This is a genomic window from Halomonas daqiaonensis (assembly GCF_900109725.1).
Classification (GTDB): Bacteria; Pseudomonadota; Gammaproteobacteria; order Pseudomonadales; family Halomonadaceae; genus Halomonas; species Halomonas daqiaonensis.
On the sequence record NZ_FOBC01000021.1, the window covers coordinates 43,016 to 64,647 of the forward strand.

The following is a 21,632-nucleotide window of genomic DNA, read 5'->3' on the forward strand; positions in this document are numbered from 1 at the left end:
AAGTATGCAGCAGGGCGGGCCTCGGGCCCGCCCTCTGTTTTGGTCACCCCTTGCCGAGCAAGGCCCGGGCCCGTGACTGACGCCCAATGATCGCGCTAGGCTTCATGCATCTCGACAACAGGATCCCTGCACGTGCTCGATGCCCCCCTGGATACTGGCCACCTCTGGGCCGTGGCGATCACCCTTATCGCCGTGGTGGCCTGTATCCTGCTGCACTACGAGGTGTCGCTGAGACTGTGGCAGGGCCTGGAACAGTCACAAAGCACACTGCGCCGGCGCTTTCTCAAGCTGACCTTCGGCCTCTTCGCCGCCCACGTCACCGAGATCTGGATTTTTGCCGTGGCGATGGCCCTGCTCGCTGAGCATCCCCTGGCTGGCGGCCTGTCGGGCATCGGGGCCGTCAACTTCCTGGACTACGTCTATTTCTCGGCGATCACCTACACCACCCTGGGCTATGGCGACCTCTTCCCCACAGGCCCGATCCGCTTCATGACGGGAACAGAGGCGCTGATCGGCTTCATGCTGATCACCTGGTCGGCTTCGCTCACCTTTCTCGAGATGCAGCGACATTGGTCAGCCCATCGCGAGCACTGAGCCATTACCAACAGAGACGCGACATACCGCCCCGCTTGTTGGGTGCAGGCTCTGGCCAAACCGCACCCATCGGAGCCCAGACCGACGCGGTGATTACCACTGGACCTCAGGGCAGGCGCCCTTCTCGAGCCAGCCGCCGCCTAACCCAGCGGTCATAGAGCCAGCGCAGCCCTGGCTTTAGCCCCGGCAGGCCGATCAGCCAAGCTAGGGGCTTCAGCCGTGGCACCCGGCGCATCAACAGGATATAGGCGTCGATACCCTCCTTGATGTGCCCACCTTCCTCTTCCACATGCAGCGAGAGCAGTGCTGCCTGAGGGTCAACGCCCCTCTCACGCAGCGTCTCCTGGTGTTCAGTCACATCGCACCACACCACTTGCCGACCAGCCTCCCCCGCCCAGCGCTCGTAGCGGGCGCGATCGCGCCGGCAGACAGGGCAGATGCCGTCGTAGTAGACCTTCAGCAGTGGCAGTTCGGACATGGGGTGTCTCTCCCTCGAGGGTGGCTAGCACGGCAACCCCTGTGCTACCGAGGCGACTGGATTGTGAAGCATCTTGCGCTGGACCAACATGGAGATGACCAGTCCTATGATCAAGATAGCGTTCAGCAGGCGTCTATAGCGAGATGGATATCGATGCGAGGAACGAGTTTGCAGTGTCACCGGCGACACAGGGAAACTCAGCCACTAGTTCGATCACATATCGTACCAATATACTGACACCTTTCGATCCTTGGACCTCTTCTACCAAGGGATTTTATTGCGAATAAAACGCGTGAAGAAAGGCATCACATACAGGACTACCCAAGCCAGAACCGCGCACAACACCGCCGTTTGCTCGCGCCCCAGCCCAACGGCTATCCCTATGGCTGCCGTGAACCAGATACCAGCCGCCGTGGTAAGCCCTGTGGCAGCCTGCTCATCCTTTCCGGTAATAATGGTACCAGCACACAGAAAGCCAATACCGGCAATCACACCCTGAATGACTCGACTCATCTCCGAATCCGAGATACCCGCTTGCTGCGGAATAAATATGAAAAGAGCTGCACCCATGCAGACCAGCATATGGGTACGAATGCCAGCAGCCTTGCCACGCAGCTCCCTTTCCAGCCCAAGCAAGCCACCCAGAACGGCAGCGGACAGCAATCTGATCACAACAACGACCAGCTCGCTCACATCGTTGAAATCCGAAAACTCGGACATGACGGTATTACCGATAATTTCCATCATTGTTCCCTGCTTTTCTTGTATAGCGTGACCTGGCTCTCACCAACTCTGGTGGGCCAGAGCAGGCTTCCGGCGTCGCGATCCTTAAGAACTCACGGCCGAGCAGCGCCTCGTTGAAGGGGTCGCGGCTGAGCTTTTCGACGCCCGACTCGGTAATCAGCATCTCCTCCTCGAGCTTGACGCCATCGGCGGCACCCACCTCGCCGATGGAGATCGAGTTACATCATCGGCCAGGTCACACCAGCGAGGCCCTGGAGGCATTCTGCGAAGAACGGGAACATCTGGTGATCGACCACCACGACGTAGCTGTTCCGGCGCCGAGTGAGGCCAAGCCCTGAAGTCAGACGAAGATCGCTGGCCCGCCTCGTAGTGCGACACGAGCCAGCATTCGCGGCAGGGGTGGCGAAAAGGTGTCGCCCGAATCAGTCGCGCTGGTAGGTACCCACCAGGCGATTCATGCCGAGCAGGTGAGGCTCGACCTGCTTGAGCAGTTCATGCATCGACAGACCCTCCGGCAGGTCAGTGGCCTTGTCCAGCGCCAGCACCCAGAAGTAGTACTGGTGCACGCCATGGCCTTCCGGGGGCATGGGACCCCCGTAGCCCGTCTTGCCGAAGTGATTGATCCCGACGGTGCCCTCGCCGCTGTTCTCCGTCAGCGAGGTGGTAGAGTCCGGCAGGTTGTAGAGCACCCAATGCACGAAACCGTAGCCACCGTTCTGCACCAAGGGGGCATCCGGGTCGTGGCAGATCACAGCGAAGCTCTTGGTGCCCTCCGGGGCGCCCTGCCAGGAAAGTGCCGGCGAGGTATCGTCACCCTCCCCGGTGTGTTTCGTCGGAATGGCACCCCCCGCCGCGAAGGCGGAGCTTTCCAGCTGCATGGTCGAGAGTGCAAAGGCCATGGTGATCAACCTCCCTGGGTGTCGAATTGTCGGAATGACGGTGCGACAGCGCCGAAACAGCGTCGGAGAAAGCCCGCGGCCTGTCAACGCCACCTGGCCATGGCATGATGGCCGTAAGCCACGAATTCAACCCGGGAGTCCGCCATGCCTCGCCTGCTGATCGTCGCTCATGCTCCCTCGACCAATACCCTCAGGCTCCGTGAGGCCGCCGAATGCGGCGCCCGCCACCCCGACGTCGAGGGGGTCGAGGTCACCGTCAAGGCACCGCTAGAAGCAGGCCCCGAGGATCTGCTGTTCTGCGATGCCATCCTGCTGGGCACCACCGAGAACCTGGGCTATATGAGCGGGGCATTGAAGGACTTCTTCGACCGCAGCTACTATCCAGTGCTGGAGGAAAAGCAGGGCCTGCCCTGCGCGCTCTATATCCGTGCCGGCCGCGACGGCACCGGCACCCAACGGGCAGTGGAGGGGATCGTCACCGGGTTGCGCTGGAAGTGGGTTCAGGCGCCGCTGATCCTGCGTGGAAAGTGGCAGGACGCCTTTGCCGACCAGGTGGAGGAGCTGGGCATGACAATGGCGGCAGGGCTTGAGGCCGGCGTGATCTAACTATATGCGATTATATTCTTTTGATAGGCCCTTCCGACTCTCGAGCATCGGCTATACCTCAAGGGAGACCGAACATGCGCAGGCATGTTCGGACTGTCTCGAATGGCGCACCAACTGATCGCGCGACAACAAGACAATGACAACAAGAACACAACAATACAGCCTGTCGGCCAGAGATGATGTGAAGTCTCTCCACCTATGACTTCCGCTCAGTCCCCTCCTGGTTCTGGAATGCCTCTGACTGACTCACTGACGCGAGGTAAATTATGAAACCAACCGCAAGGCTGCTGGCCATCGGCCTGACCAGTCTGTTCCTCTGGAACCCACTTTCAGCCCAGGCCGACGACCCCCTGATCATCGCTACTGCCAGCCCCTCCGGTGTCTATCATGTGGTCGGGCGCGCGCTATGTCGTGTCGTCGAGATGCCCTGCCGGGCCCAGCCCAGCGAGGGCTCCAGTGCCAACCTGCGGGCCCTGCGGCGTGGCGAGATGAAGCTTGCCATGGTCCAGTCGGACCTGCATCAGTACGCCACCCAGGGCACCGAAGGATTCCGTAATGATGGCCCCCATGAAAGCCTGCGCTCGGTGTTCTCGCTGCACAGCGAACCCTTTACCTTGGTGGTCCGCCGCGACGCCGGAATCCAGAGCTTCGACGACCTGCAGCAACGCTCGGTTAATATCGGCAACCCGGGCTCCGGACAGCGCGGCACCATGCTCAGGCTGATGGAAGCTCGAGGCTGGAGCCGCAGTGACTTCCGGCTGATTCATGACCTGCCGGCCGACCAGCAGTCCATGGAGCTCTGCCACGGCAACATCGACGCCATGGTCTACACCGTGGGGCACCCCAATGCCTCGGTGGCCAAGGCTATCCGGCTTTGCAATGCCGCCATCGTCGATGTGGAGGGCGAGTTCGTTGACCTGCTGGTCGGGGCCTATCCCTATTTCACACGAGCCTCGATTCCCGGCGGCCTCTACGGCCCGGACCAGCCGGCGGTGCGCACCTTCGGCGTCAGAGCCACCCTGGTCACCACGGCGGATACCGATCCGGACCTGGTCTACCGGCTGGTGTCAGGGGTCTTCGATGATTTCATGCGCTTCAAGGCGGCTCATCCCGCTCTGGGCATGTTGACCCCCCAGTCGATGATTCAGGAAGGGCTCAGCGCTCCCCTGCATGAAGGAGCCCTGCGCTATTATCGCGAACAGGGCTGGATCAAGGACAATCAGGCCATGGTCTTGGAAGACAAGGAAACACGTCGCCTCGCCGCCGTGACGAAATGACGCCACAGTCAATTAAAAAATAACCCACTTCGAAAGAGCCCAAATCAAAAGGTTCATCGCACTTTGCCGGGAAAAGCGGCGGCGCCCCAAAGGACGCCGCCGCTTTTTGCACAGGTGACTAGAAGCGTCATTCGAGGCGTTCGAACACCGTGGCTACCCCCTGGCCCATGCCGATGCACATGGTCGCCAGGCCCAAGGTGGTATCGCGCTCCTGCATCACGTTGAGCAGGGTGGTGCTGATACGCGCCCCTGAACAACCCAGTGGATGGCCCAGGGCGATGGCGCCTCCATGCAGGTTGACCTTGTCGTCCATGGCGTCATGCAGGCCCAGGTCCTTGAGCACCGGCAGCGACTGGGCGGCGAAGGCCTCGTTGAGCTCTACGGTCTGGATGTCGTCAATGGTCAGGCCCGCACTCTTCAGCGCCTTCTTCGACGCCGGCACTGGGCCATAACCCATGATCGAGGCATCGCAGCCGGCCACGCCGGTGGAGAGCACCCGGGCGATAGGCGCCAGACCCAGCGCCCTGGCCCGTTCGTAGCTCATCACCGCCATGCCGGCCGCTCCCACCGAGAGCGCCGAGGAAGTACCGGCGGTCACGGTGCCGCCACGAGGGTCGAAGGCCGGGTTGAGCTCGGCCATCTTCTCCAGGCTGGCGTCACTGCGGATCACCTCGTCGCGGCCGACCCGAATCCGGAAGCCGTTGGCGTCATGACCCTCGATGCCGATGATCTCGCGGTCGAACCCGCCGTTCTCCATCGCCGCCTGGGCGCGCTGGTGCGACCGCACGCCGAAGGCGTCCTGATCCTGACGGGAGATGCCATGCATCTTGCCCAACAGCTCGGCGGTCAGCCCCATCATCATGGCCGCCTTGGCCACGTGCTTGCTGGCCGCCGGGTTGACATCGACGCCATAGGTCATGCCCACGTGCTCCATGTGCTCCACGCCGCCGATGATGTAGAACTCGCCCATGCCAGCCTGGATGTTGGCGGCTGCGATGTGCAGCGCACTCATCGACGAGCCGCACAGGCGATTCACCGTCTGGGCCGGCACGCTATTCGGGATCCCGGTGAGGATCGCCGCGTTGCGGGCGATGTTCATGCCTTGCTCCAGGGTCTGATTGACGCACCCCCAGATGACGTCATCGACCTCGGCGGGGTCGAGCCCCGGGTTGCGGTCGAACAGCGCCTGCATCACCGCGGCGGAAAGGTCCTCGGCACGCACATGGCGGAAGGCGCCCTGCTTGGCCTTGGCCATGGCAGAACGGGCACAGTCGACCACCACCACGTCTCTCGGATTCAAGCTCATCGATAACTCCTTAAATAATGTCCGGAACGTCCTGACCGTTACGTGGTGGACTCAATCCTGGGCCTTGCTGGCATAGAATGTCTCGCCGGAGCTGGCCATCTGGCGCAGCCTCTCGGTGGGCGCGTAGAGCGGGCCGAGTTCCTCGGCCAGGCGCTCGGCCTGCTCGACGAAGGCGTCGACACCCATGGCATCGATGTAGCGCAGCGCGCCCCCGCGGAACGGCGGGAAGCCGATACCGTAGATCAGCGCCATGTCAGCCTCGGCAACACTGCCGACGATACCGTCCTCCAGGCAGCGTACGGCCTCCAGGCACAGCGGCACCATCATGCGGGCGATGATCTCCTCATCGGAGAACGCCGTCTCCTCCTTGACCACCTGTTTGACCAGCGCATAGGCATCGTCGTCGCTGACCTTCTTCGGTTTGCCCTTCCTGTCCTCTTCATAGGCGTAGAAGCCCTTGTCGCTCTTCTGGCCCAGGCGGTCGTTGTCGAACATCAGCTGGACGGCACTCTTGCCCTCCTGCGCCAGGCGTTCGGGAAAACCTTCCGCCATCACCTCACCGGCATGCACGGCGATGTCGATCCCCACCACGTCGAGCAGGTAGGCAGGCCCCATGGGCCAGCCGAACTTTTCCATCACCTTGTCGATACGCTGGAAGTCGGCGCCCTTCTCCAGCAGAAAATTGAAACCGCCGAAGTAGGGGAAGAGCATTCGGTTGACCAGAAAACCGGGGCAGTCGTTGACCACGATGGGCGTCTTGCCCATGGCGCGGGCGTAGGCCACGGTGACCGCCACGGCGGGGTCAGAGGTCTTTTCCCCGCGGATCACCTCGACCAGCGGCATGCGATGCACCGGATTGAAGAAGTGCATGCCGCAGAAGTTCTCGGGTCGCTTGAGGTTCTCGGCCAGGCGAGTAATCGAGATGGTAGAGGTATTGGTGGTGAGGATGACCTCCTCGCCGACCGCCTCTTCCACTTCGGCCAGCACCTTGCCCTTGACATTGGGGTTCTCGACCACCGCCTCGACCACCAGGTCAACGTTGCCAAAATCGCCGTAGGAGAGCGTCGGACGGATGTTGCTGAGCCTCTCGGCCATCTGCTCGGTGGAGAACTTGCCCCGCTCCACCTGCTTGGCGAACAGCTTGCGTGATTCCTTGAGGCCCAGTTCGATGGCATCCTCCTTGATGTCCTTCATCAGGATCGGTGTGCCCTTGGAGGCGCTCTGGTAGGCGATACCACCGCCCATGATGCCGGCCCCCAGCACCGCCGCCTGCTTGACAGGCCGCGCCTGCTTCTCGTATTGACCAGCCTTCTTCTTGACCACCTGATCGTTCATGAACAGGCCGACCAGATTGAAGGCGACATCGCTCAGTGCGAGCTTGGCAAAGGCCTTGGACTCGATGGCCTGGGCACGGGCACGCGACTCACCGGCGCCCTTCTGGATGACCTTGATCGCCTCGATGGGTGCCGGATAATGCGGCCCCGCCTTGCCGGCCACGTAGCCCTTGGCAGTCTCGAAGGCCATCATCTGTTCGATAGGGCCGAGGCCCAGCGGGCCATTCTTCTCGGCGCGGCGGCCCTGATAGTCGAGCTCGCCTACCTGGGCACGAGCCAGGATGTCGCGCGCCGCATCCTCCAGCTGCTCGCCCGGAACCACAGCGTCCACTGCTCCCATGCTGAGAGCAGCGTCGGCGCGGTTCTCGGTACCACCGGCGATCCACTCGATGGCATTGTCGGCACCGATAAGGCGCGGCAGCCGCACGCAGCCACCCCAGCCCGGCAGGAGACCCAGCTTGGTCTCGGGCAGGCCGATCTTCGCGGACTCGGCCATGACGCGAAAGTCCGTGGCCAGGGAGATCTCGCAGCCACCGCCCAAGGCCAGGCCATTGATGGCGGTGACGGTGGGGAATGGCAGGTCTTCGATGGCGTTGAAGATACCGTGCACCCGCTCAAGCATGGCCTCGATCTGCTCCGCCCCTTGCTCGAACATGCCATGGAATTCAGTGATGTCGGCGCCGACGATGAACGCCTCCTTGGCGCTGCCGATCACCAGGCCCTCGAGGCCACTTTCGGCACGAATGGCCGCGACGGCCTCTCCCAACTCCGCGACCACGGCGCTGGAGAGTTTGTTGATGGACTCGCCCTTCAGATCGAAGGTGAGCGTGGCAATGGCATCGCTCCCGTCCTTGAGACCACGTGCCACCGTGATGGCATTGCCTTGATAGATCATCCAGGAACCTCCACGCAGAAATTCATACGATCGTTTTATTTTTGACAGCTTGGTGTAGCCAAGACCGAACGTCAAGCCCTGCCCACAGCATGGCACGTCCAGAGCGACTCACCCCAACGGGGACAGCGCTGTTAGACTCGACGGATGAAAAGAGAACCGCCGACGGATGCACCCCAGCCCTCTGCGACAACTGCCGCCGGCAGGCAGTCGCCACGCCTCAGCACCTGGCAGGCACGCATCGAACGGCTGGTGGAACGCGTGCGGCCCTGGAGTTGGCTGTGGCCACCGATGGCTCTGGCCGCCGGACTAGGAAGCTTCTTCCTGGTGGAGCGCCAGCAGTGGCTCGGGGCGATGCTGGCCCTGGGCATGTTGCTGGCATGGATGCTGCTGCTCTCCGAGAGCCTGATTGACCGGACGCTGGCCCGTCGTGGCTACCCGACCCTGCCGCGAGGCGTGACCGCTTTCATCGCCCAGCTGATCCACCAGGAGACCCTGTTCTTCACCCTGCCCTTCATGCTCGCCACCACGGTATGGCAGAGCGGCCAGGCAATTTTCACCCTGCTGATCCTGGCCATGGCACTGCTGTCGATCCTCGACCCACTCTATTATCGGCTGGCCGACCGGCTTCGCTGGCTCTACTTCGCCTTCCATGCCCAGTGCGTCTTCCTGGTGGTACTTGTCGCCCTGCCGACCCTTCTGCACCTGACCACCCGCCAGAGCCTTTTGCTGGCCATCGGTGCTATGGTGTTGTTCAGCCTGCCGAGCCTGATGCACCTGCTGCGGCCGATGACCGCCTCACGCTGGCTGGCGATACTGGTGCTGTTGCCGCTGCTGGCAGGCGCGGCCTGGGCAGGTCGCATCTGGGTGCCACCGGCCAGCCTGTGGATCTCGGGTAGTGCCCTTTCTCCCGGCTTCGATACCCAGGCCAGAAGCCCTATCGGCAGCATGCTCTTGACCCCTGCCGCGCTGACCAGCGAAGGGCTCTATGCCTTCACGGCGGTCCATGCCCCCCGCGGCCTGCGCGAGGAGGTGGTGCACGTATGGCGACAGGATGGTGAGGAGGTCGACCGCATCCCGCTGGAAATCCAGGGAGGGCGCGAAGCCGGCTACCGTGCCTGGAGCCACAAGGAGAACTTTCCCGAGAATCCCAGTGGCTCATGGCGAATCGACGTGATGACCGACGGCGGCCAGCGGATCGGGATGCTGCGCTTCACGGTGAGTGACGACGACCAGGCGGCCACCCTGGCCGACGGCATGATCGAGCGGCCCTCGGGCATTCCCGGCCTGGACATCCGACAGCTGCTGCCCCGACCCGAGCCGGCTGCCGAGGGTGCACCCTCAGAGGAGGGTCAGGAGGAGGCGAAATCCAAGGTGCCCGGGGAGCAGATGGCCACCGACCAAGAGACGGATACCGCCGAAGCGGACGAAGCGGATGAAACAGACCAGGCAGAGGGTAACCCGGGCGCGGGTGGACAGGGGCCGGAAGAGGGCTGAAACGATAAGCCTGCTTGCATTCCACGTCGCCGGTTCGGACAATCCGACGAGGCTTCTCCCGGATGCACAGCTCCATGCACCAGAACATCGGCTTCCAATTGTCTCGCGTGCCACGCCTGTGGCGTGCCGTCATCGACCAGCGCCTGGCGCCGCTGGGCCTGACCCAGACCCGCTGGATCACTCTCTATCACCTCTGGCGGCTCGGCGATGGCCAACCCCAGTGTGACCTGGCCCGGGCCATCGGCGTCGAAGCCCCCTCCCTGGTCCGCACTCTGGACCAGCTCTCCGAGCAGGGACTGATCGAGCGGCGCGGCTGCGAGCAGGACCGCCGCACCAAGCGGATCTACCTGACGCCCGAGGCGACGCCTCTACTGGAGCAGATCGATGCGGTGGTCAGCCAGGCGCGCAGCGAGATGCTGGCCGGCCTCGACAATCAGGAGGTCGCCCAACTGGCTAGCCTGCTGACGAGTATCGAGGAGAACGGCCTGGCGATCCAGGCCCGCGAAGACGTGGAGTGACCTTCCTCAGGCGCGCGGCCCCTCCAGGGGTACCTCCCTTTCCGGATGGTCGGGACGGCCAGCCAGGGCGTCACGCAGGGCCGCGAAGTCTTCCAGGTAGCTGGCGAAACGCTCGGCATCCTGTGACTCCCACCACCAGAGGCCAAGAGCCGCCCGGTTCGACTCCAGCACCTTGGCATCCAGGGGCAGACGCGTCAGCAGTGCCTCGAGCGGTGCTTCGGCCGCTGCCGGCAGTGGCCGCAGCGGTTCGAAGCGCCAGTACCAGCCATGTCGGAACGGCTTGAGCGCCGGTCCGGCTTCGACGTCTCGCACCAGCGTGAAATCAGGCCCTGGCTGCTGCGGCGGATAGGGCCAGCGGTAGTGGGGCATGACGCCCCTGGCGTCATGAAACGGTGGCTTGGCCAGCTTGACGGTGACGCCAGCCCGACTCATGGCCGTGCGCATCTGCGCTACCCGCTTCTGGCGCGGGCTCGGCTTGAGCCAGAGTACCGGTGAAATCACCAGCATCACCGCGATGAGAATGATCAACCAGGCCATGCGTTTCTCCCTGTGAATCTTGATGCAAGTCGTTGTCTTGTCACGCCAGGCGTCCTAGAGTGGGGGCATACCCAAAAGCGCGGGTCGCTGTACGGAGAGTCACACCATGAGCAATGAATATCGTCATGTCCTGGTCGCCGTCGACCTGACCAAGGACTCCTACAAGGTCCTGGAGCGGGCGATGCAGATCGCCAACCGCAACGAGGCAAAGCTGTCCATCATGCATACCCTGGAGCCGCTGGGCTTCGCCTATGGCGGCGACATCCCCATGGACCTCACCAGCATCCAGGACCAGCTCGACGAACACGCCAAGGAGCGCCTGGCCGAGATCGCCGATACCCATGTGCCCCGCGAGAACCAGCACGTGGTGGTAGGCATGCCCGACACCGAGATTCACCGCTTCGCCGAGGAGCAAGACGTCGACCTGATCGTGGTCGGCTCCCACGGCCGCCATGGTTTCGCCCTGCTGCTCGGCTCCACCTCCACCGGAGTGCTGCACGGGGCCCGGTGCGACGTGCTGGCCGTGCGGGTCGGCGGCAAGGGCGAGAAGAGTGAGGAGTAACCAACCCTCGTCCGTTCCACCGCAAAGGCGCCCACGGGCGCCTTTGTTGTTTTCAGGCCCGAAGCAAGCGGATCATCGCTTGCTTACTCGCCCGCGGCCATCGCCTCAAGCTCCATCCACCGTTCCATGGCCGCTTCCAGCTCGGCCTGAGTGTCGTTCAGCGACTGCAATGTCGCCGAAACGGTATCGGCATCCTGCTGGTAGAAGGCAGGATCGCCCACCTGTGCCTCGTAAGCGGCTATTTGTTCCTCGAGGCGCTCTATCTCGGCAGGCAGGCCGTCCAGCTCGCGCTGCAGCTTGTAGGAGAGCTTGACCGGCCGGTTCGCCGGGCTAGCACCGGAAGCTGCCTTGGCCGGTACCGGGGTGTCGCTGGCCGCCGGGGCCGTGGGTTCGGCGTGCTGGCGCGCCGCACCCTCCCAGGGTGCCGGGGGCAGCCGACCACCCTGGCGCACCCAGTCGCTGTAGCCGCCCACGTACTCGCGCACCCGACCCTGGCCCTCGAAGGCCAGCAAGCTGGTCACCACGTTGTCCATGAAGGCTCGGTCGTGGGAGACCAGCAGCAGGGTGCCGTCGAAGTCGAGCAGCAGTTCCTCGAGCAATTCCAGGGTCTCGACGTCGAGGTCGTTGGTCGGCTCGTCGAGTACCAGGACGTTGGCCGGCTGGGTGAACAGCTTGGCCAGCAGCAGGCGGTTGGACTCGCCGCCGGATAGCGCCTTGACCGGCTGGCGCACCCGCTCGGGGGTGAACAGGAAGTCCTGCAGATAGCTCATCACGTGGCGGTCGCGGCCGCCCACGGCGATGCGATCGCTGCCCTGGGCCACGTTGTCGTAGACGCTCTTCTCCGGCTCCAGCCCGGCGCGCAGCTGGTCGAAATAGGCGACCTGCAGCTTGGTCCCGAACTGTACCTTGCCCTCGGTCGGCTCGAGCTCCCCGAGCAGTATCTTGAGCAGCGTCGTCTTGCCAGCACCGTTGCGGCCGATGAAGCCGATGCGATCACCGCGCTGGATCTCCAGGGTCAGGTCGTCGATCACCACCTCCTCCCCGAAGCGCTGGGTGACGTGCTCGAGGCTCACCACCCGCTTGCCGCTGCGCGCGCCACTGTCGACGGAAATCGAGGCCTTGCCCTGGCGTTCGCGGCGTTCGCTACGCTCCCGACGCAGCTGCTCCAGTGCCCTGACCCGGCCCTCGTTGCGGGTGCGGCGTGCTTTGATGCCCTGGCGGATCCAGGCCTCTTCCTGGGCGAGTTTCTTGTCGAACTCGGCATGCTCCCGGGCCTCGACCTCCAGCTCGTGGGTCTTCTGCTCCTGATAGGCGGCGTAATCCCCGGGGTAGCGTCCCAGACGCCCGCGGTCGAGCTCGAGGATCGCCGTGGCGAGCTTCGACAGAAAGGCACGGTCGTGGGTGATGAAGAGCACGGCGCCATTGAAGTCCAGCAGCTGCTCTTCCAGCCAGGCGATGGTGTCCAGGTCGAGGTGGTTGGTGGGCTCATCCAGCAACAGCAGGTCGGGCTCGGCGACCAGCGCCCGTGCCAGTGCCACGCGTCGACGCCAACCGCCGGAGAGCGCGGCCATCTCGGCATCGGCAGGCAGCCCCAGCCGAGTCAGTACCACGTCGATACGCTGATGGAAGGACCAGCCGTCGATCGACTCGATCCGCGTCTGCAGCTCGGCCATGCGTCGCATGTCCGGCTCCTCGTCGTGGATCAGGTGATGATACTCGGAGAGCAGTTCACCGGCCTCGGGGAGGCCCTGGGCCACTACGTCGAAGATGGTCTGGCCGGTGGCATCCGGCAACTCCTGGGCGAGCACACCGATCTTGAGCCCCGGCGCGCGCCAGATGTTGCCGCCATCGGCCTGGATCTCGCCGGCCACCAGCTTCAGCAGGGTAGACTTGCCGGTCCCGTTGCGCCCCACCAGGGCGAGGCGCTCACCCTTCTCCAGCACCAGGTCGGCGCCGTTGAGCAGTACCTGGTTTCCATAGGCCAGTTGCAGCTGTTCCAGACGTAGCAGGGTCACGCGCTCACCTCTTCTTTCATTGAGGTCGCTAGTGTAACGCATGGCCGGCCCGGCGTGGTGGCGGGTACAATGCGCGCCTGTTTCCTGAAGGAGTTCCGCCTTGGTTGCCCCGACCGACACCTTCGACGACGTCCTGCCCGAGGCCCTGCGCTTCACCTCGCCCGCCCCGCTGGTGGACATCGGCGCCAACCTGACTCACGAGAGTTTCGCTCGGGACCTGCCGGCGGTACTGTCCCGCGCCCGGGCGGCGAACGTCACCAAGTTGATTCTCACCGGCACCGACCGTGAGCATGCTGAACAGGCCGTGGCGCTGGCGCGTCGTCACCCGGGGCTCTTCGCCACCGCCGGGGTGCACCCACATGACGCCAGCCGCTGGGACCAAGCACTGGAGCGGGCGATGCGAGACCTGCACCATCAGCCCGAGGTGGTGGCGGTGGGTGAGTGCGGCCTGGACTTCAACCGTAACTTCTCTACGCCCGCCGAACAGGAACGCGCCTTCGAGGCACAGCTCGGTCTGGCGGCGGAGAGCGGCAAACCGCTGTTCATCCATGAGCGTGACGCCGGACGTCGCATGCGCGAAATGCTGCACGCCTGGCGAGACGAGATCACTGACGCCGTGATCCATTGCTTTACTGCCGACCGCGACACTCTCTATGGCTACCGGGACCTGGACCTGCATATTGGCCTGACCGGCTGGCTGTGCGACGAACGACGTGGCTACCACCTGCGCGAGCTGGTCGACGAGATCCCGCTTGACCGACTGATGGTGGAAACCGACTGCCCATACCTGCTACCTCGCAATTTACCTGCCAAACTCAAGGGCAGACGCCACGAACCAGCCCTGCTGCCCTGGATCGTGCGCGAGATCGCCCATTGGCGGGGCATGGACGAGGCCGAACTGGCCAGTGCCACCACCGCGACCGCACTGACCTTCTTCCGCCTTCCGGCGAACGAGGCAGGCCCCGCCACCGAACACGAGGAGTCCTGACATGGCCGGCCCCGAGAGCAAGGAGATACCCGGCTTCATCGCCGTCGAGACCGGCGAGGACGGCGGGTTGCCGCTGGCCATCGCCTGGACGCTGCCCGACGGGCGAGTCAAGCACACCCTAATCCAGCCGGACGACGACTGGCTGGATAACGAGATGGTCTCGCTGGGCGAATACAGCCTGGAGGAGCTCAACAGCATGGGGGTGAGCCCGCTGGACGTGATCCGCGAGCTCGAGAATGACCACTTCAGTGAAACTCTCTTCACGGCAGGCGTGAGCGATGACGAAGCGGCGATCTCTCGACTCTTCGATACCTATGGCCTCGACCCCTTCGTCGAGCTGGCCCCGGCGGAGAGCCTCTACGATGAGCTCGAACCCGGCGACTGGGCCCGGGCCAGGGGGGACCTGTTCGGCGAGCTGGGGCTCGAGCCCTTGCGTCCCGAGCACGAGGTGGCGGTGATGCTCAATCTCCACCAGCGCCTTGCGCCAGGCGCCTTGCCCTCCGAGGCTCTCCCCTTCGATGGCCGGCTGCTGGACGGCGATGACATCGACGATTGAGCAAGACAGGGATAAAGCTGTCCGCGGTATTTCGCCTGGACACTGCCGCTAGTCGATCGTCTCGACGGACCGCGACCCTGCCGGCGAGAGTCGACGCCGCCCGGCCACCACAGCCTGATCGAGGCTAGCTCCTTCCTGGTAGAAGGCCACCAGCGCCTGCCGGAAGGCCGCGGCACGACCCGGCAGACCTTCGTGCAGGTATCGCTCGGCACGTGCCTCGACCCTCGCCTGGAAGCCCTCGCGATCGACTTCCACTTCGCCCAGGTTGTCGACGCTGACCCGAAAAGGTCGACCGCAGGCCCGTGAGAAGAGCATCTCCAGCGCCTGGGGCGATACCTCCGCCGCCTCAAAGTCACGCTGCTGCTCGGCATCGCGGCCATCGGGTAGGTACCAGTAGCCGTAGTCCTCGAGCCGTCGTCGGCGGGCACCGGCGATGCACCAATGGCTGACCTCATGCAGGGCGCTGGCGTAGAAACCGCGGGCGAAGATCACCCGATGCCAGGGAGTGGCTTCGTCCGCCGGCAGGTAGAGCGGTTCGTCGCCGCCACGCACCAGACGGGTCCGGTAGCGGGGCAGGAAGAGACCGTCGAAGAGGGCCATCACATCCTCGAGTCGGTGGCTCACGCAGGCTCCTGGAAGGCGTAAAAGGCGCCATTATAGGGGCACGATGGGGCGCAGCGAAAATCGTTGCTCCCTGATAGACTGAGCGACCCGCCGGCGTGCGTCCCGGACCGACGATGCCGCCCTTATCTCGACCGACGGACGGAACTGCTACCTTGGCCTCGTTCTCCTCACGCCTGCTGGCCACCAGTCGCAAGGAAACACGCCCCCTGCTGCGCCTGACGCTGCCCATCTGTGGGGCCCAATTGGCCCAGGCCGGCATGAGTGTCGTCGACGTGATAATGACCGGGCGGCTCAGCGCCACCGACCTGGCAGCGGTCTCGGTGGGTTCCAGCCTGTGGATGCCGCTGATGCTGTTCATTACCGGCACCCTGATGGGGCTGACGCCGATCGTCGCCCAGTTGCTGGGTGGCGGCCGCACGGCAGGGATCCGCCCCAGCGTCCACCAGGCGCTGTGGATAGCCCTCGTCTTGGGCATAGCTGCCGCGGTGCTGCTGTGGTTCACGGTAATGCCGATCTTTCGCCTGATGGCGGTGCCCGAGGAGGTAGCCGAGCGCGCCGCCGCCTACCTGGCCGCCGTGGCCTTCGGCATGCCCGGCGTGGCCCTCTTCCAGGCACTGCGCGCCTTCTCGGACGGCATGAACCATACCCGGCCGTCGCTGTGGATCAGCCTGGTCGGCCTCGGCGTGAACATCCCCAGTAATTTCGTGCTGATCTACGGTGGCGAGGGGCTGACGGGGCTGTTCGGCGACTGGCTACCCGGCAGCGTGCAGGACCTGCCCGCCCTCGGTGCCCTGGGATGCGGCATCGCCACGGCGTTCTCCATGTGGGTGATGTGCCTGGCGATGATCACCTACACGCGGCGCTCCCACGCCTATGGCGACATCGTGCTCTGGCATTCGCCGACGCTCCCGCGCTGGCCGCTGATCGGCGAGCTGCTACATGTGGGCGTGCCCATCGGCGTGGCGATCTTTGTCGAGGTGACGCTGTTTACCCTGATCGCCCTGTTCATCGCCAGCCTCGGCGAGGTCACCGTGGCGGCCCACCAGGTCGCTCTCAACTACACCTCGATCCTCTTCATGCTGCCGCTCTCCCTGGGCATGGCCCTAACCGTGCGGGTCGGCAACACCCTGGGCCAGGGCCGCCCAGATGCCGCCCGACTGGTAGCCTGGTACGGCATCCTGATGGCGCTGGCCGTGGCGGGGCTAAACAGCCTGCTGCTGTGGCTCACCGCCGAGCCGGTAATCGGGCTGTATACTCATGACAGCGAGGTACAGCGCCTGACACTGACGCTGGTCGGCCTGGCGATGATATTCCAGGTATCGGACTCGCTGCAGGTCAATCTGGCCGGCGCCCTGCGGGGCTACAAAGACACCCGTATCATTATGCTGATCACCGTGCTGTCTTACTGGCTGGTGGGGCTGGGCGGCGGTCACTGGCTGGGGTCGCATGGTCTCTTCGGGTGGGTCGGTCCGCTGGGCGTGCACGGCTACTGGATCGGCCTGATTGGCGGCTTGAGCATCGCTGCGGTGCTGCTGGGGAAGCGGCTCAGACGCATCAGCAAGGCGACGAGCAATGGACAGATCGAGATTCCTTCCAAGTGACACCAGCCGTACGCCCCACCATCTCTGGGCGCTGGGGCTAGGGGCGATACTGTTACTGCTGCTGGCCGGCTGCGGCGAGGGCGACAGCGAGATCCTGCTGCGTGACTACCACCAGCGCCTCGCCGAGACCCTCTCGCTCGAGGCACCGCGGCGCTCGGCACCGCAGAACATCGCGGCCTTCCCTGAACAAGACCAGCGGCTGTTCGAGATTATCGAGACCCGCGAGGGCATGCTCGACATCTATGCCCTGCGCGAGTGCCACATCGCCAACCTCATAGCGGGACGCAACAACCAGCTCGGCAAGGTGGCAGCTCCCAGCCAGCGCTGGCTCTACGAGCTCGAATTGTGGCGCAGGCTGAGTGGCTGCTGGAACAGCGAGGTGCCGGACACCCTCTCGGATGACAGCCGCGACCGCCTGTACCGCCTCACTATCACCAAGACCATCCAGCTGCCGCGGGTCAGCTGGAACGCCCTCTTTGCCTCCGAGGAGTGGGTCAAGAACTTTTCCCGGGCGAGCTCCCCTCTCTCTCCTGAAGATTTCGACGAGGTCGAACCGCGCAGTGCCGCCCTGGGCTACTTGCGCGAGGCAAGGCTGCACCAGTTCGATCGGACCTGGATGCCTGATTCGGCCACCCTCGAGGGTCACCTCAAGACCCTGCAGGAACGCCCGCTCTCTGCCGAGCTGCTGCGCACCCTGCTTCTCGCCGATCAGCGTCTGACCGAGGCTGCGACACTGATCGAGGGCGCCTTGGAGCATCTGGACAGCGAATCCTGCCGCGGGGCAGTCGACCGCCTGGCTGAATCACCCGAGGCGGCCCAGCTGACGGCATGGTTGAATGACCTCGAACGCGCCGCCCGGCACTGGCTTGAAGCCATCGACGCCCTTCTCGAGGTACATGTGGAACCCCCGCCGGCGGTGGCCGACTACCGGCGTCGCTGGCTGTCGCTGACACACCTCGACGCCCCCCTTCCGGCTTTCACGGCGGCCCGCGATCGTCACGCTGTACTGCGCAATCGCCTTGCCCGTCACTGTCGATGAGCCGCCGGGACTTAACCTCGGCAATCACTCTGTGCTATTGATGAGATAACAGTGACGCAGTGCGCTGCTTACCAGGCCGATGCCGTGACCACGCAGCACCAGGAGGGACATCATGGGAATCCCGCAGTCACACCGCTCCGCCCGGGTCATCGACCTCGAGGCCATGCGCCAACGTCAACTGGCCCGCCGCCGGTTGGTTCGTCTTTCGCCCGAGCTGGACAATCTGGAGATGGTCTATCGGCTCGCCTCGGATGCCGACACCCTGTACGGCATGCCGCTGCTGGCCTGGGGACTTCAGGAAGATGGTGAGGTGGTCGGCCTGGTGCCCTGGATGGAAGCCCTCACGCCCTGCCATCGCCTGGATGACGCCGAGCACGGCCATTTCATCGGCTATCGCGACCCGGAGACCGAGGAGCTCTTCGAGGAGGCGCCCGAACACAAGGTGCTGGAGCTCGAGCACGCCGCTGCCTACTTCGATTACGAGGAAACCGACGAGACCACGCTGATCCAGCAGCTCCCCGAGACCCAAGGGACCCATGCCCTGTGCATGGACGAAAGCGATGCGCCCTGGCAGTTGAAGCAGGTCTTCGGCTGGCGTCTCTACAGCGATGGCACCGTGGAGGCCTTGCTCGCCGACGAGCGCCTCATCGAGACTACACCGATCCTGCCCGGCGATCCCTGCCTCTACCCCGGCCACAGTCGACACCGCGTCGTCTACTTCTTCCAGCGTCAGATCGCCAATCGCATCCGCCACGAGGATCCCACCACCCTCGAGGCCCTGGCCCTGATGGTCATGCCCGATAGCGACGTTGACGCCCAGGCTGACTGACAGGCTGGTCGCGACTCAGCCGAGACGGATAAAGTAGAGGTAACTGCCGTCGTCTTCCTGCTGTTGCAGGAGCTCATGCCCCAGGAAACTGCAGAACTTGGGGATGTCTCTCGTTGTGGCCGGATCGCTGGCGATCACCTTGAGTACCTCTCCCGTGTGCATATCACGCACCTGGTTGTGCATCAGCATGATCGGCTCAGGGCAGTAGAGCCCGGTGGTATCGAGCTGCGCATCACAGGCCGGCAGGGAATCCGCGGAATCAACCATCGATGACCTCGTTGCAGGACAGTAAAAGTAAGGGAGTAACGGATGATCAAGATCATTATCGAACGTCGTATCATGCCCGGCCTGGAGGAGGAATACGAGGCGGCCGCCAGGGAGGCCATGCGCCATTCACTGGGCGCGCGTGGCTTCGTCGGCGGCGAGAGCCTCGTCGAACTTGGCCATAGCGATCGACGTCTGATGATCACCAAGTGGCGCGACATGCGTGCCTGGAAGGAGTGGTACCAGAGCGAGACACGCGCCCGGGTCATGCAGAGCCTGGTGCCGCTGCTGACCGAGGAGGAGCGTATCCGCATCTACGAGCCGACGACCCACTGAAGGCTCGCGGATCAGGCTACGTCCAGGATCCGCACGTGCACCGTCACCTCCTCGCGATCATGGTAGAGGTGGCGACACGCCACTTCGGCCCTAACGCCGGCCTCGGCGAGTGCCGATTCGAGGCCCAACAGACAGCGGGACACCTCCTGCCAGCGTCGCTTCATGGGCAGTTTCAGGTTGAAGATCGCCTCCCGACACCAGCGGCGCACGAGCCAGCGCTGGACCATCGACATCACTCGCGATGGCTTATCGACGATATCGCACACCAGCCAATCGAGCCGTCCGGGAGGCTCCCAGACGAAGCCGTCCTCGCGCAGGTGGTCCACCAACCCAGTGGCCATCAATCCCTTGTCCATGGGGCCATTGTCGATGGCATAGACATGCATGCCACGCTGAACAAGCTGCCAGGTCCAGCCGCCGGGAGCGGCGCCCAGGTCGGCCGCCTGCATCCCCTCCCCGAGCCGTTCATTCCACTCGTCCCGTGAAATGAACTCATGCCATGCCTCCTCGAGCTTGAGGGTGGAGCGGCTCGGCGCACGGTGAGGAAAGCGCAGCCGGCGAATCCCCCCCGGAAGCTCACTGCGATTGGCGGGGAAGCTCATCCCCAACTGGACGCGATCCCCGTCACTCCACAGCAGGTGAAGGCGGCGCCCGCCGGCCTTGCGCCGTAAGGCACCCCGCTTCTTGAGCAGCGATTCCAGCGGCCGCTTTAACGCCTTGATCAGGCCGGCGAGGGCCTTGGCTTCGTTGGTATCCGGTGTTTCCTGCCAGACCGATTCGAAGCTCCAGCCACTCGCCACGACCTGATCGAGTATCGGCGTCAGGCGGTCCTCACGCGGCAGCAACAACGGTGGCAAGCCGAGCAGGCTCTGCCGAGCAAACACCAGGCTGGCCAGGGGCAATGCCCGATGCAGCGCATTGGCTGGCACATCGCCGGCGACGATAAAGCGCACGAAACCGACGTCAGGCCGGACGTCGGTCTCTCCCTGCCACCCCAGAGACATGACCTTCTCCGCGAGCTCTGCCGCCAGGTCCTGTTCGAATCCCGGGCGACAATAGAGCAACAATTCATCCGGTGTCGTCATGTCGCTTTCCCTTCCTGTGCCCTTCTACATCACCAGATTCCGAGTGCATGATATTCTCGATATCGCGGAGCTGAACGTTCAAGGCATTGGTGGATATCTGCACCTCCCAGAGTGAATAGACCAGGGAGACAGACAGGCTGACGAGGCTGATGCCGAAGAGCAGCATGCCGAGCAGTTCCAGCGAGAGAAAAAGGGCGAACATCGACAGGGTACAGAGCAGAAAGCTCAACACTCCGGCCAACTGCATGGTCTTCGTCAAGGCGATGCGCTTGCGCAAAAGCAGAATCTGCCTGGCGTTGGCCTCATGGTGCTGACTTCGCTCCTGATCGGCGAGCTTGCGAATCAACTGTGCCAACGTCAGGAAGCGATTGGTGTAGGCCAGCAGTAACAGCGAGATGGCCGGAAACAGCAGTGCCGGCGTGGTCAGGGTCAAGTCGATATCTCCAGGGAAATTTCATCGGCACATTATATCAGCCGAGTCATTCTTGAATTGCAGGATCAGCGTCTGGAACGAAAAAACCCCGCGCTCTTTCGAACACGGGGTTTTCTCGGGATAGGTGCCTGACGATGACCTACTCTCGCATGGGGAGGCCCCACACTACCATCGGCGCTGAGCGGTTTCACTGCTGAGTTCGGCATGGGATCAGGTGGTTCCCGCACGCTATGGTCGTCAGGCGAAAAACGGTGAATCATGCTGACGCGAGGCGTCTCATCGTATCCGGCTGTCGGTCGTCATCGGCAGACCGCTTGGGTGTTATATGGTCAAGCCTCACGGGCCATTAGTACCGGTTAGCTCAACGCCTTGCAGCGCTTCCACACCCGGCCTATCAACCAGCTGGTCTCGCTGGGCCCTTCAGGAGGCTCGAGGCCTCGGGGATGTCTCATCTTGAAGGGGGCTTCCCGCTTAGATGCTTTCAGCGGTTATCCCGTCCGCACATAGCTACCCGGCAATGCCACTGGCGTGACAACCGGAACACCAGAGGTGCGTCCACTCCGGTCCTCTCGTACTAGGAGCAGCCCTTCTCAAACATCCAACGCCCACGGCAGATAG

The 21,632-nt window shown here is 63.8% G+C and carries 23 protein-coding genes and 2 rRNA genes; 12 read left to right on the plus strand and 13 right to left on the minus strand.

Features of this window, described 5'->3' with window-relative positions:
* Nucleotides 1-132: 132 nt before the first annotated feature.
* Nucleotides 133-594, plus strand: a complete 462-nt coding sequence (locus tag BMY30_RS14925; protein ID WP_089715132.1) for a potassium channel family protein — start codon at nucleotides 133-135, stop codon at nucleotides 592-594.
* Nucleotides 595-700: 106 nt separating this feature from the next.
* On the opposite strand, the gene BMY30_RS14930 is transcribed toward BMY30_RS14925, so the two are convergent.
* The 3 genes from BMY30_RS14930 to BMY30_RS14945 form a co-directional block, all read right to left on the minus strand.
* A complete protein-coding gene (locus BMY30_RS14930) occupies nucleotides 701-1,072 on the minus strand; it encodes a thiol-disulfide oxidoreductase DCC family protein (RefSeq protein WP_089715134.1) in 372 nt (123 codons plus the stop codon).
* Nucleotides 1,073-1,333: 261 nt separating this feature from the next.
* Nucleotides 1,334-1,819, minus strand: coding sequence for an MgtC/SapB family protein (locus tag BMY30_RS14935; RefSeq protein WP_089715136.1), 486 nt, complete (start codon nucleotides 1,817-1,819; stop codon nucleotides 1,334-1,336).
* A gap of 419 nt (nucleotides 1,820-2,238) precedes the next feature.
* On the minus strand, nucleotides 2,239-2,715 hold the full coding sequence (locus BMY30_RS14945) for a YbhB/YbcL family Raf kinase inhibitor-like protein (RefSeq protein ID WP_089715140.1): 477 nt from the start codon (nucleotides 2,713-2,715) through the stop codon (nucleotides 2,239-2,241).
* Nucleotides 2,716-2,859: 144 nt separating this feature from the next.
* On the opposite strand from BMY30_RS14945, the gene BMY30_RS14950 reads away from it, so the two are divergent.
* Nucleotides 2,860-3,321: a flavodoxin family protein gene (locus BMY30_RS14950; protein WP_089715142.1), complete on the plus strand. Its 462-nt coding sequence runs from the start codon at nucleotides 2,860-2,862 to the stop codon at nucleotides 3,319-3,321.
* A 266-nt stretch (nucleotides 3,322-3,587) separates the two neighbouring features.
* The gene (locus tag BMY30_RS14955) at nucleotides 3,588-4,598 is read left to right on the plus strand and encodes a TAXI family TRAP transporter solute-binding subunit (protein WP_089715146.1); all 1,011 of its coding nucleotides are present in this window, start codon (nucleotides 3,588-3,590) and stop codon (nucleotides 4,596-4,598) included.
* 127 nt (nucleotides 4,599-4,725) lie between these two features.
* Here BMY30_RS14955 and fadA read toward each other — a convergent pair whose 3' ends face one another.
* Nucleotides 4,726-5,904 (minus strand): acetyl-CoA C-acyltransferase FadA, encoded by a 1,179-nt coding sequence (fadA, locus tag BMY30_RS14960; RefSeq protein WP_089715147.1) that lies wholly within the window; start codon nucleotides 5,902-5,904, stop codon nucleotides 4,726-4,728.
* A gap of 51 nt (nucleotides 5,905-5,955) precedes the next feature.
* On the minus strand, nucleotides 5,956-8,133 hold the full coding sequence (gene fadB, locus BMY30_RS14965) for a fatty acid oxidation complex subunit alpha FadB (protein ID WP_089715149.1): 2,178 nt from the start codon (nucleotides 8,131-8,133) through the stop codon (nucleotides 5,956-5,958).
* Between the two features lie 144 nt (nucleotides 8,134-8,277).
* Here fadB and BMY30_RS14970 point away from each other — a divergent pair, with 144 nt between their 5' ends.
* Together BMY30_RS14970 and slyA are read left to right on the plus strand one after the other, a co-directional pair.
* Complete coding sequence (locus tag BMY30_RS14970) at nucleotides 8,278-9,627, plus strand: DUF5924 family protein (protein WP_244516235.1); 1,350 nt, start codon at nucleotides 8,278-8,280, stop codon at nucleotides 9,625-9,627.
* 74 nt (nucleotides 9,628-9,701) lie between these two features.
* Nucleotides 9,702-10,145, plus strand: coding sequence for a transcriptional regulator SlyA (slyA, locus tag BMY30_RS14975; RefSeq protein ID WP_089715184.1), 444 nt, complete (start codon nucleotides 9,702-9,704; stop codon nucleotides 10,143-10,145).
* Between the two features lie 6 nt (nucleotides 10,146-10,151).
* Here the strand turns inward: slyA and BMY30_RS14980 are convergent, their stop codons facing one another.
* Entirely contained in the window at nucleotides 10,152-10,682 is a 531-nt protein-coding gene (locus tag BMY30_RS14980) for a preprotein translocase subunit YajC (protein ID WP_089715152.1), read from the minus strand.
* Nucleotides 10,683-10,788: 106 nt separating this feature from the next.
* On the opposite strand from BMY30_RS14980, the gene BMY30_RS14985 reads away from it, so the two are divergent.
* On the plus strand, nucleotides 10,789-11,244 hold the full coding sequence (locus BMY30_RS14985) for a universal stress protein (RefSeq protein WP_089715154.1): 456 nt from the start codon (nucleotides 10,789-10,791) through the stop codon (nucleotides 11,242-11,244).
* A gap of 83 nt (nucleotides 11,245-11,327) precedes the next feature.
* Here BMY30_RS14985 and BMY30_RS14990 read toward each other — a convergent pair whose 3' ends face one another.
* Nucleotides 11,328-13,259 carry an ATP-binding cassette domain-containing protein gene (locus tag BMY30_RS14990; RefSeq protein WP_089715157.1) on the minus strand — a complete coding sequence of 644 codons (1,932 nt, stop codon included), beginning with the start codon at nucleotides 13,257-13,259 and terminating at the stop codon, nucleotides 11,328-11,330.
* Between the two features lie 100 nt (nucleotides 13,260-13,359).
* Here BMY30_RS14990 and BMY30_RS14995 point away from each other — a divergent pair, with 100 nt between their 5' ends.
* Both BMY30_RS14995 and BMY30_RS15000 read left to right on the plus strand, forming a co-directional pair.
* Nucleotides 13,360-14,247, plus strand: a complete 888-nt coding sequence (locus BMY30_RS14995) for a TatD family hydrolase (RefSeq protein ID WP_089715160.1) — start codon at nucleotides 13,360-13,362, stop codon at nucleotides 14,245-14,247.
* A 1-nt stretch (nucleotide 14,248) separates the two neighbouring features.
* A complete protein-coding gene (locus BMY30_RS15000) occupies nucleotides 14,249-14,803 on the plus strand; it encodes a hypothetical protein (protein ID WP_244516236.1) in 555 nt (184 codons plus the stop codon).
* Between the two features lie 48 nt (nucleotides 14,804-14,851).
* Here BMY30_RS15000 and BMY30_RS15005 read toward each other — a convergent pair whose 3' ends face one another.
* A complete protein-coding gene (locus BMY30_RS15005; protein WP_089715163.1) occupies nucleotides 14,852-15,427 on the minus strand; it encodes an elongation factor P hydroxylase in 576 nt (191 codons plus the stop codon).
* Nucleotides 15,428-15,579: 152 nt separating this feature from the next.
* On the opposite strand from BMY30_RS15005, the gene BMY30_RS15010 reads away from it, so the two are divergent.
* The 3 genes from BMY30_RS15010 to BMY30_RS15020 all read left to right on the plus strand — a co-directional run bounded on the left by BMY30_RS15010 (nucleotide 15,580) and on the right by BMY30_RS15020 (nucleotide 18,896).
* Complete coding sequence (locus BMY30_RS15010) at nucleotides 15,580-17,028, plus strand: MATE family efflux transporter (RefSeq protein WP_244516237.1); 1,449 nt, start codon at nucleotides 15,580-15,582, stop codon at nucleotides 17,026-17,028.
* Complete coding sequence (locus BMY30_RS15015) at nucleotides 17,000-18,067, plus strand: DUF3080 family protein (protein WP_089715167.1); 1,068 nt, start codon at nucleotides 17,000-17,002, stop codon at nucleotides 18,065-18,067. The genes BMY30_RS15010 and BMY30_RS15015 overlap by 29 nt, the downstream gene beginning before the upstream one ends.
* A 112-nt stretch (nucleotides 18,068-18,179) precedes the next feature.
* Complete coding sequence (locus BMY30_RS15020) at nucleotides 18,180-18,896, plus strand: hypothetical protein (RefSeq protein ID WP_089715169.1); 717 nt, start codon at nucleotides 18,180-18,182, stop codon at nucleotides 18,894-18,896.
* 15 nt (nucleotides 18,897-18,911) lie between these two features.
* On the opposite strand, the gene tusA is transcribed toward BMY30_RS15020, so the two are convergent.
* Nucleotides 18,912-19,163, minus strand: a complete 252-nt coding sequence (gene tusA / locus BMY30_RS15025) for a sulfurtransferase TusA (protein WP_089715172.1) — start codon at nucleotides 19,161-19,163, stop codon at nucleotides 18,912-18,914.
* Between the two features lie 42 nt (nucleotides 19,164-19,205).
* On the opposite strand from tusA, the gene BMY30_RS15030 reads away from it, so the two are divergent.
* A complete protein-coding gene (locus BMY30_RS15030) occupies nucleotides 19,206-19,496 on the plus strand; it encodes an antibiotic biosynthesis monooxygenase family protein (protein WP_089715173.1) in 291 nt (96 codons plus the stop codon).
* An 11-nt stretch (nucleotides 19,497-19,507) separates the two neighbouring features.
* Here BMY30_RS15030 and rlmM read toward each other — a convergent pair whose 3' ends face one another.
* The 4 genes from rlmM to BMY30_RS15050 form a co-directional block, all read right to left on the minus strand.
* Entirely contained in the window at nucleotides 19,508-20,581 is a 1,074-nt protein-coding gene (gene rlmM / locus BMY30_RS15035; RefSeq protein WP_089715175.1) for a 23S rRNA (cytidine(2498)-2'-O)-methyltransferase RlmM, read from the minus strand.
* On the minus strand, nucleotides 20,565-21,014 hold the full coding sequence (locus BMY30_RS15040; protein ID WP_089715176.1) for a DUF2721 domain-containing protein: 450 nt from the start codon (nucleotides 21,012-21,014) through the stop codon (nucleotides 20,565-20,567). Before BMY30_RS15040 ends, rlmM begins: the two co-directional genes overlap by 17 nt.
* A 126-nt stretch (nucleotides 21,015-21,140) precedes the next feature.
* Nucleotides 21,141-21,256 (minus strand): 5S ribosomal RNA (gene rrf / locus BMY30_RS15045).
* An 83-nt stretch (nucleotides 21,257-21,339) separates the two neighbouring features.
* A 23S ribosomal RNA gene (locus tag BMY30_RS15050) occupies nucleotides 21,340-21,632 on the minus strand; the annotation flags it as partial.

Bases quoted from the DNA above. Each gene is read 5' to 3' on its own strand.
- BMY30_RS14930 (WP_089715134.1), bottom strand. From the start codon at position 1,072: ATGTCCGAACTGCCACTGCTGAAGGTCTACTACGACGGCATCTGCCCT.
- BMY30_RS14935 (WP_089715136.1), bottom strand. From the start codon at position 1,819: ATGATGGAAATTATCGGTAATACCGTCATGTCCGAGTTTTCGGATTTC.
- BMY30_RS14945 (WP_089715140.1), bottom strand. From the start codon at position 2,715: ATGGCCTTTGCACTCTCGACCATGCAGCTGGAAAGCTCCGCCTTCGCG.
- BMY30_RS14950 (WP_089715142.1), top strand. From the start codon at position 2,860: ATGCCTCGCCTGCTGATCGTCGCTCATGCTCCCTCGACCAATACCCTC.
- BMY30_RS14955 (WP_089715146.1), top strand. From the start codon at position 3,588: ATGAAACCAACCGCAAGGCTGCTGGCCATCGGCCTGACCAGTCTGTTC.
- fadA (WP_089715147.1), bottom strand. From the start codon at position 5,904: ATGAGCTTGAATCCGAGAGACGTGGTGGTGGTCGACTGTGCCCGTTCT.
- fadB (WP_089715149.1), bottom strand. From the start codon at position 8,133: ATGATCTATCAAGGCAATGCCATCACGGTGGCACGTGGTCTCAAGGAC.
- BMY30_RS14970 (WP_244516235.1), top strand. From the start codon at position 8,278: ATGAAAAGAGAACCGCCGACGGATGCACCCCAGCCCTCTGCGACAACT.
- slyA (WP_089715184.1), top strand. From the start codon at position 9,702: ATGCACCAGAACATCGGCTTCCAATTGTCTCGCGTGCCACGCCTGTGG.
- BMY30_RS14980 (WP_089715152.1), bottom strand. From the start codon at position 10,682: ATGGCCTGGTTGATCATTCTCATCGCGGTGATGCTGGTGATTTCACCG.
- BMY30_RS14985 (WP_089715154.1), top strand. From the start codon at position 10,789: ATGAGCAATGAATATCGTCATGTCCTGGTCGCCGTCGACCTGACCAAG.
- BMY30_RS15000 (WP_244516236.1), top strand. From the start codon at position 14,249: ATGGCCGGCCCCGAGAGCAAGGAGATACCCGGCTTCATCGCCGTCGAG.
- BMY30_RS15015 (WP_089715167.1), top strand. From the start codon at position 17,000: ATGGACAGATCGAGATTCCTTCCAAGTGACACCAGCCGTACGCCCCAC.
- BMY30_RS15020 (WP_089715169.1), top strand. From the start codon at position 18,180: ATGGGAATCCCGCAGTCACACCGCTCCGCCCGGGTCATCGACCTCGAG.
- tusA (WP_089715172.1), bottom strand. From the start codon at position 19,163: ATGGTTGATTCCGCGGATTCCCTGCCGGCCTGTGATGCGCAGCTCGAT.
- BMY30_RS15030 (WP_089715173.1), top strand. From the start codon at position 19,206: ATGATCAAGATCATTATCGAACGTCGTATCATGCCCGGCCTGGAGGAG.
- rlmM (WP_089715175.1), bottom strand. From the start codon at position 20,581: ATGACGACACCGGATGAATTGTTGCTCTATTGTCGCCCGGGATTCGAA.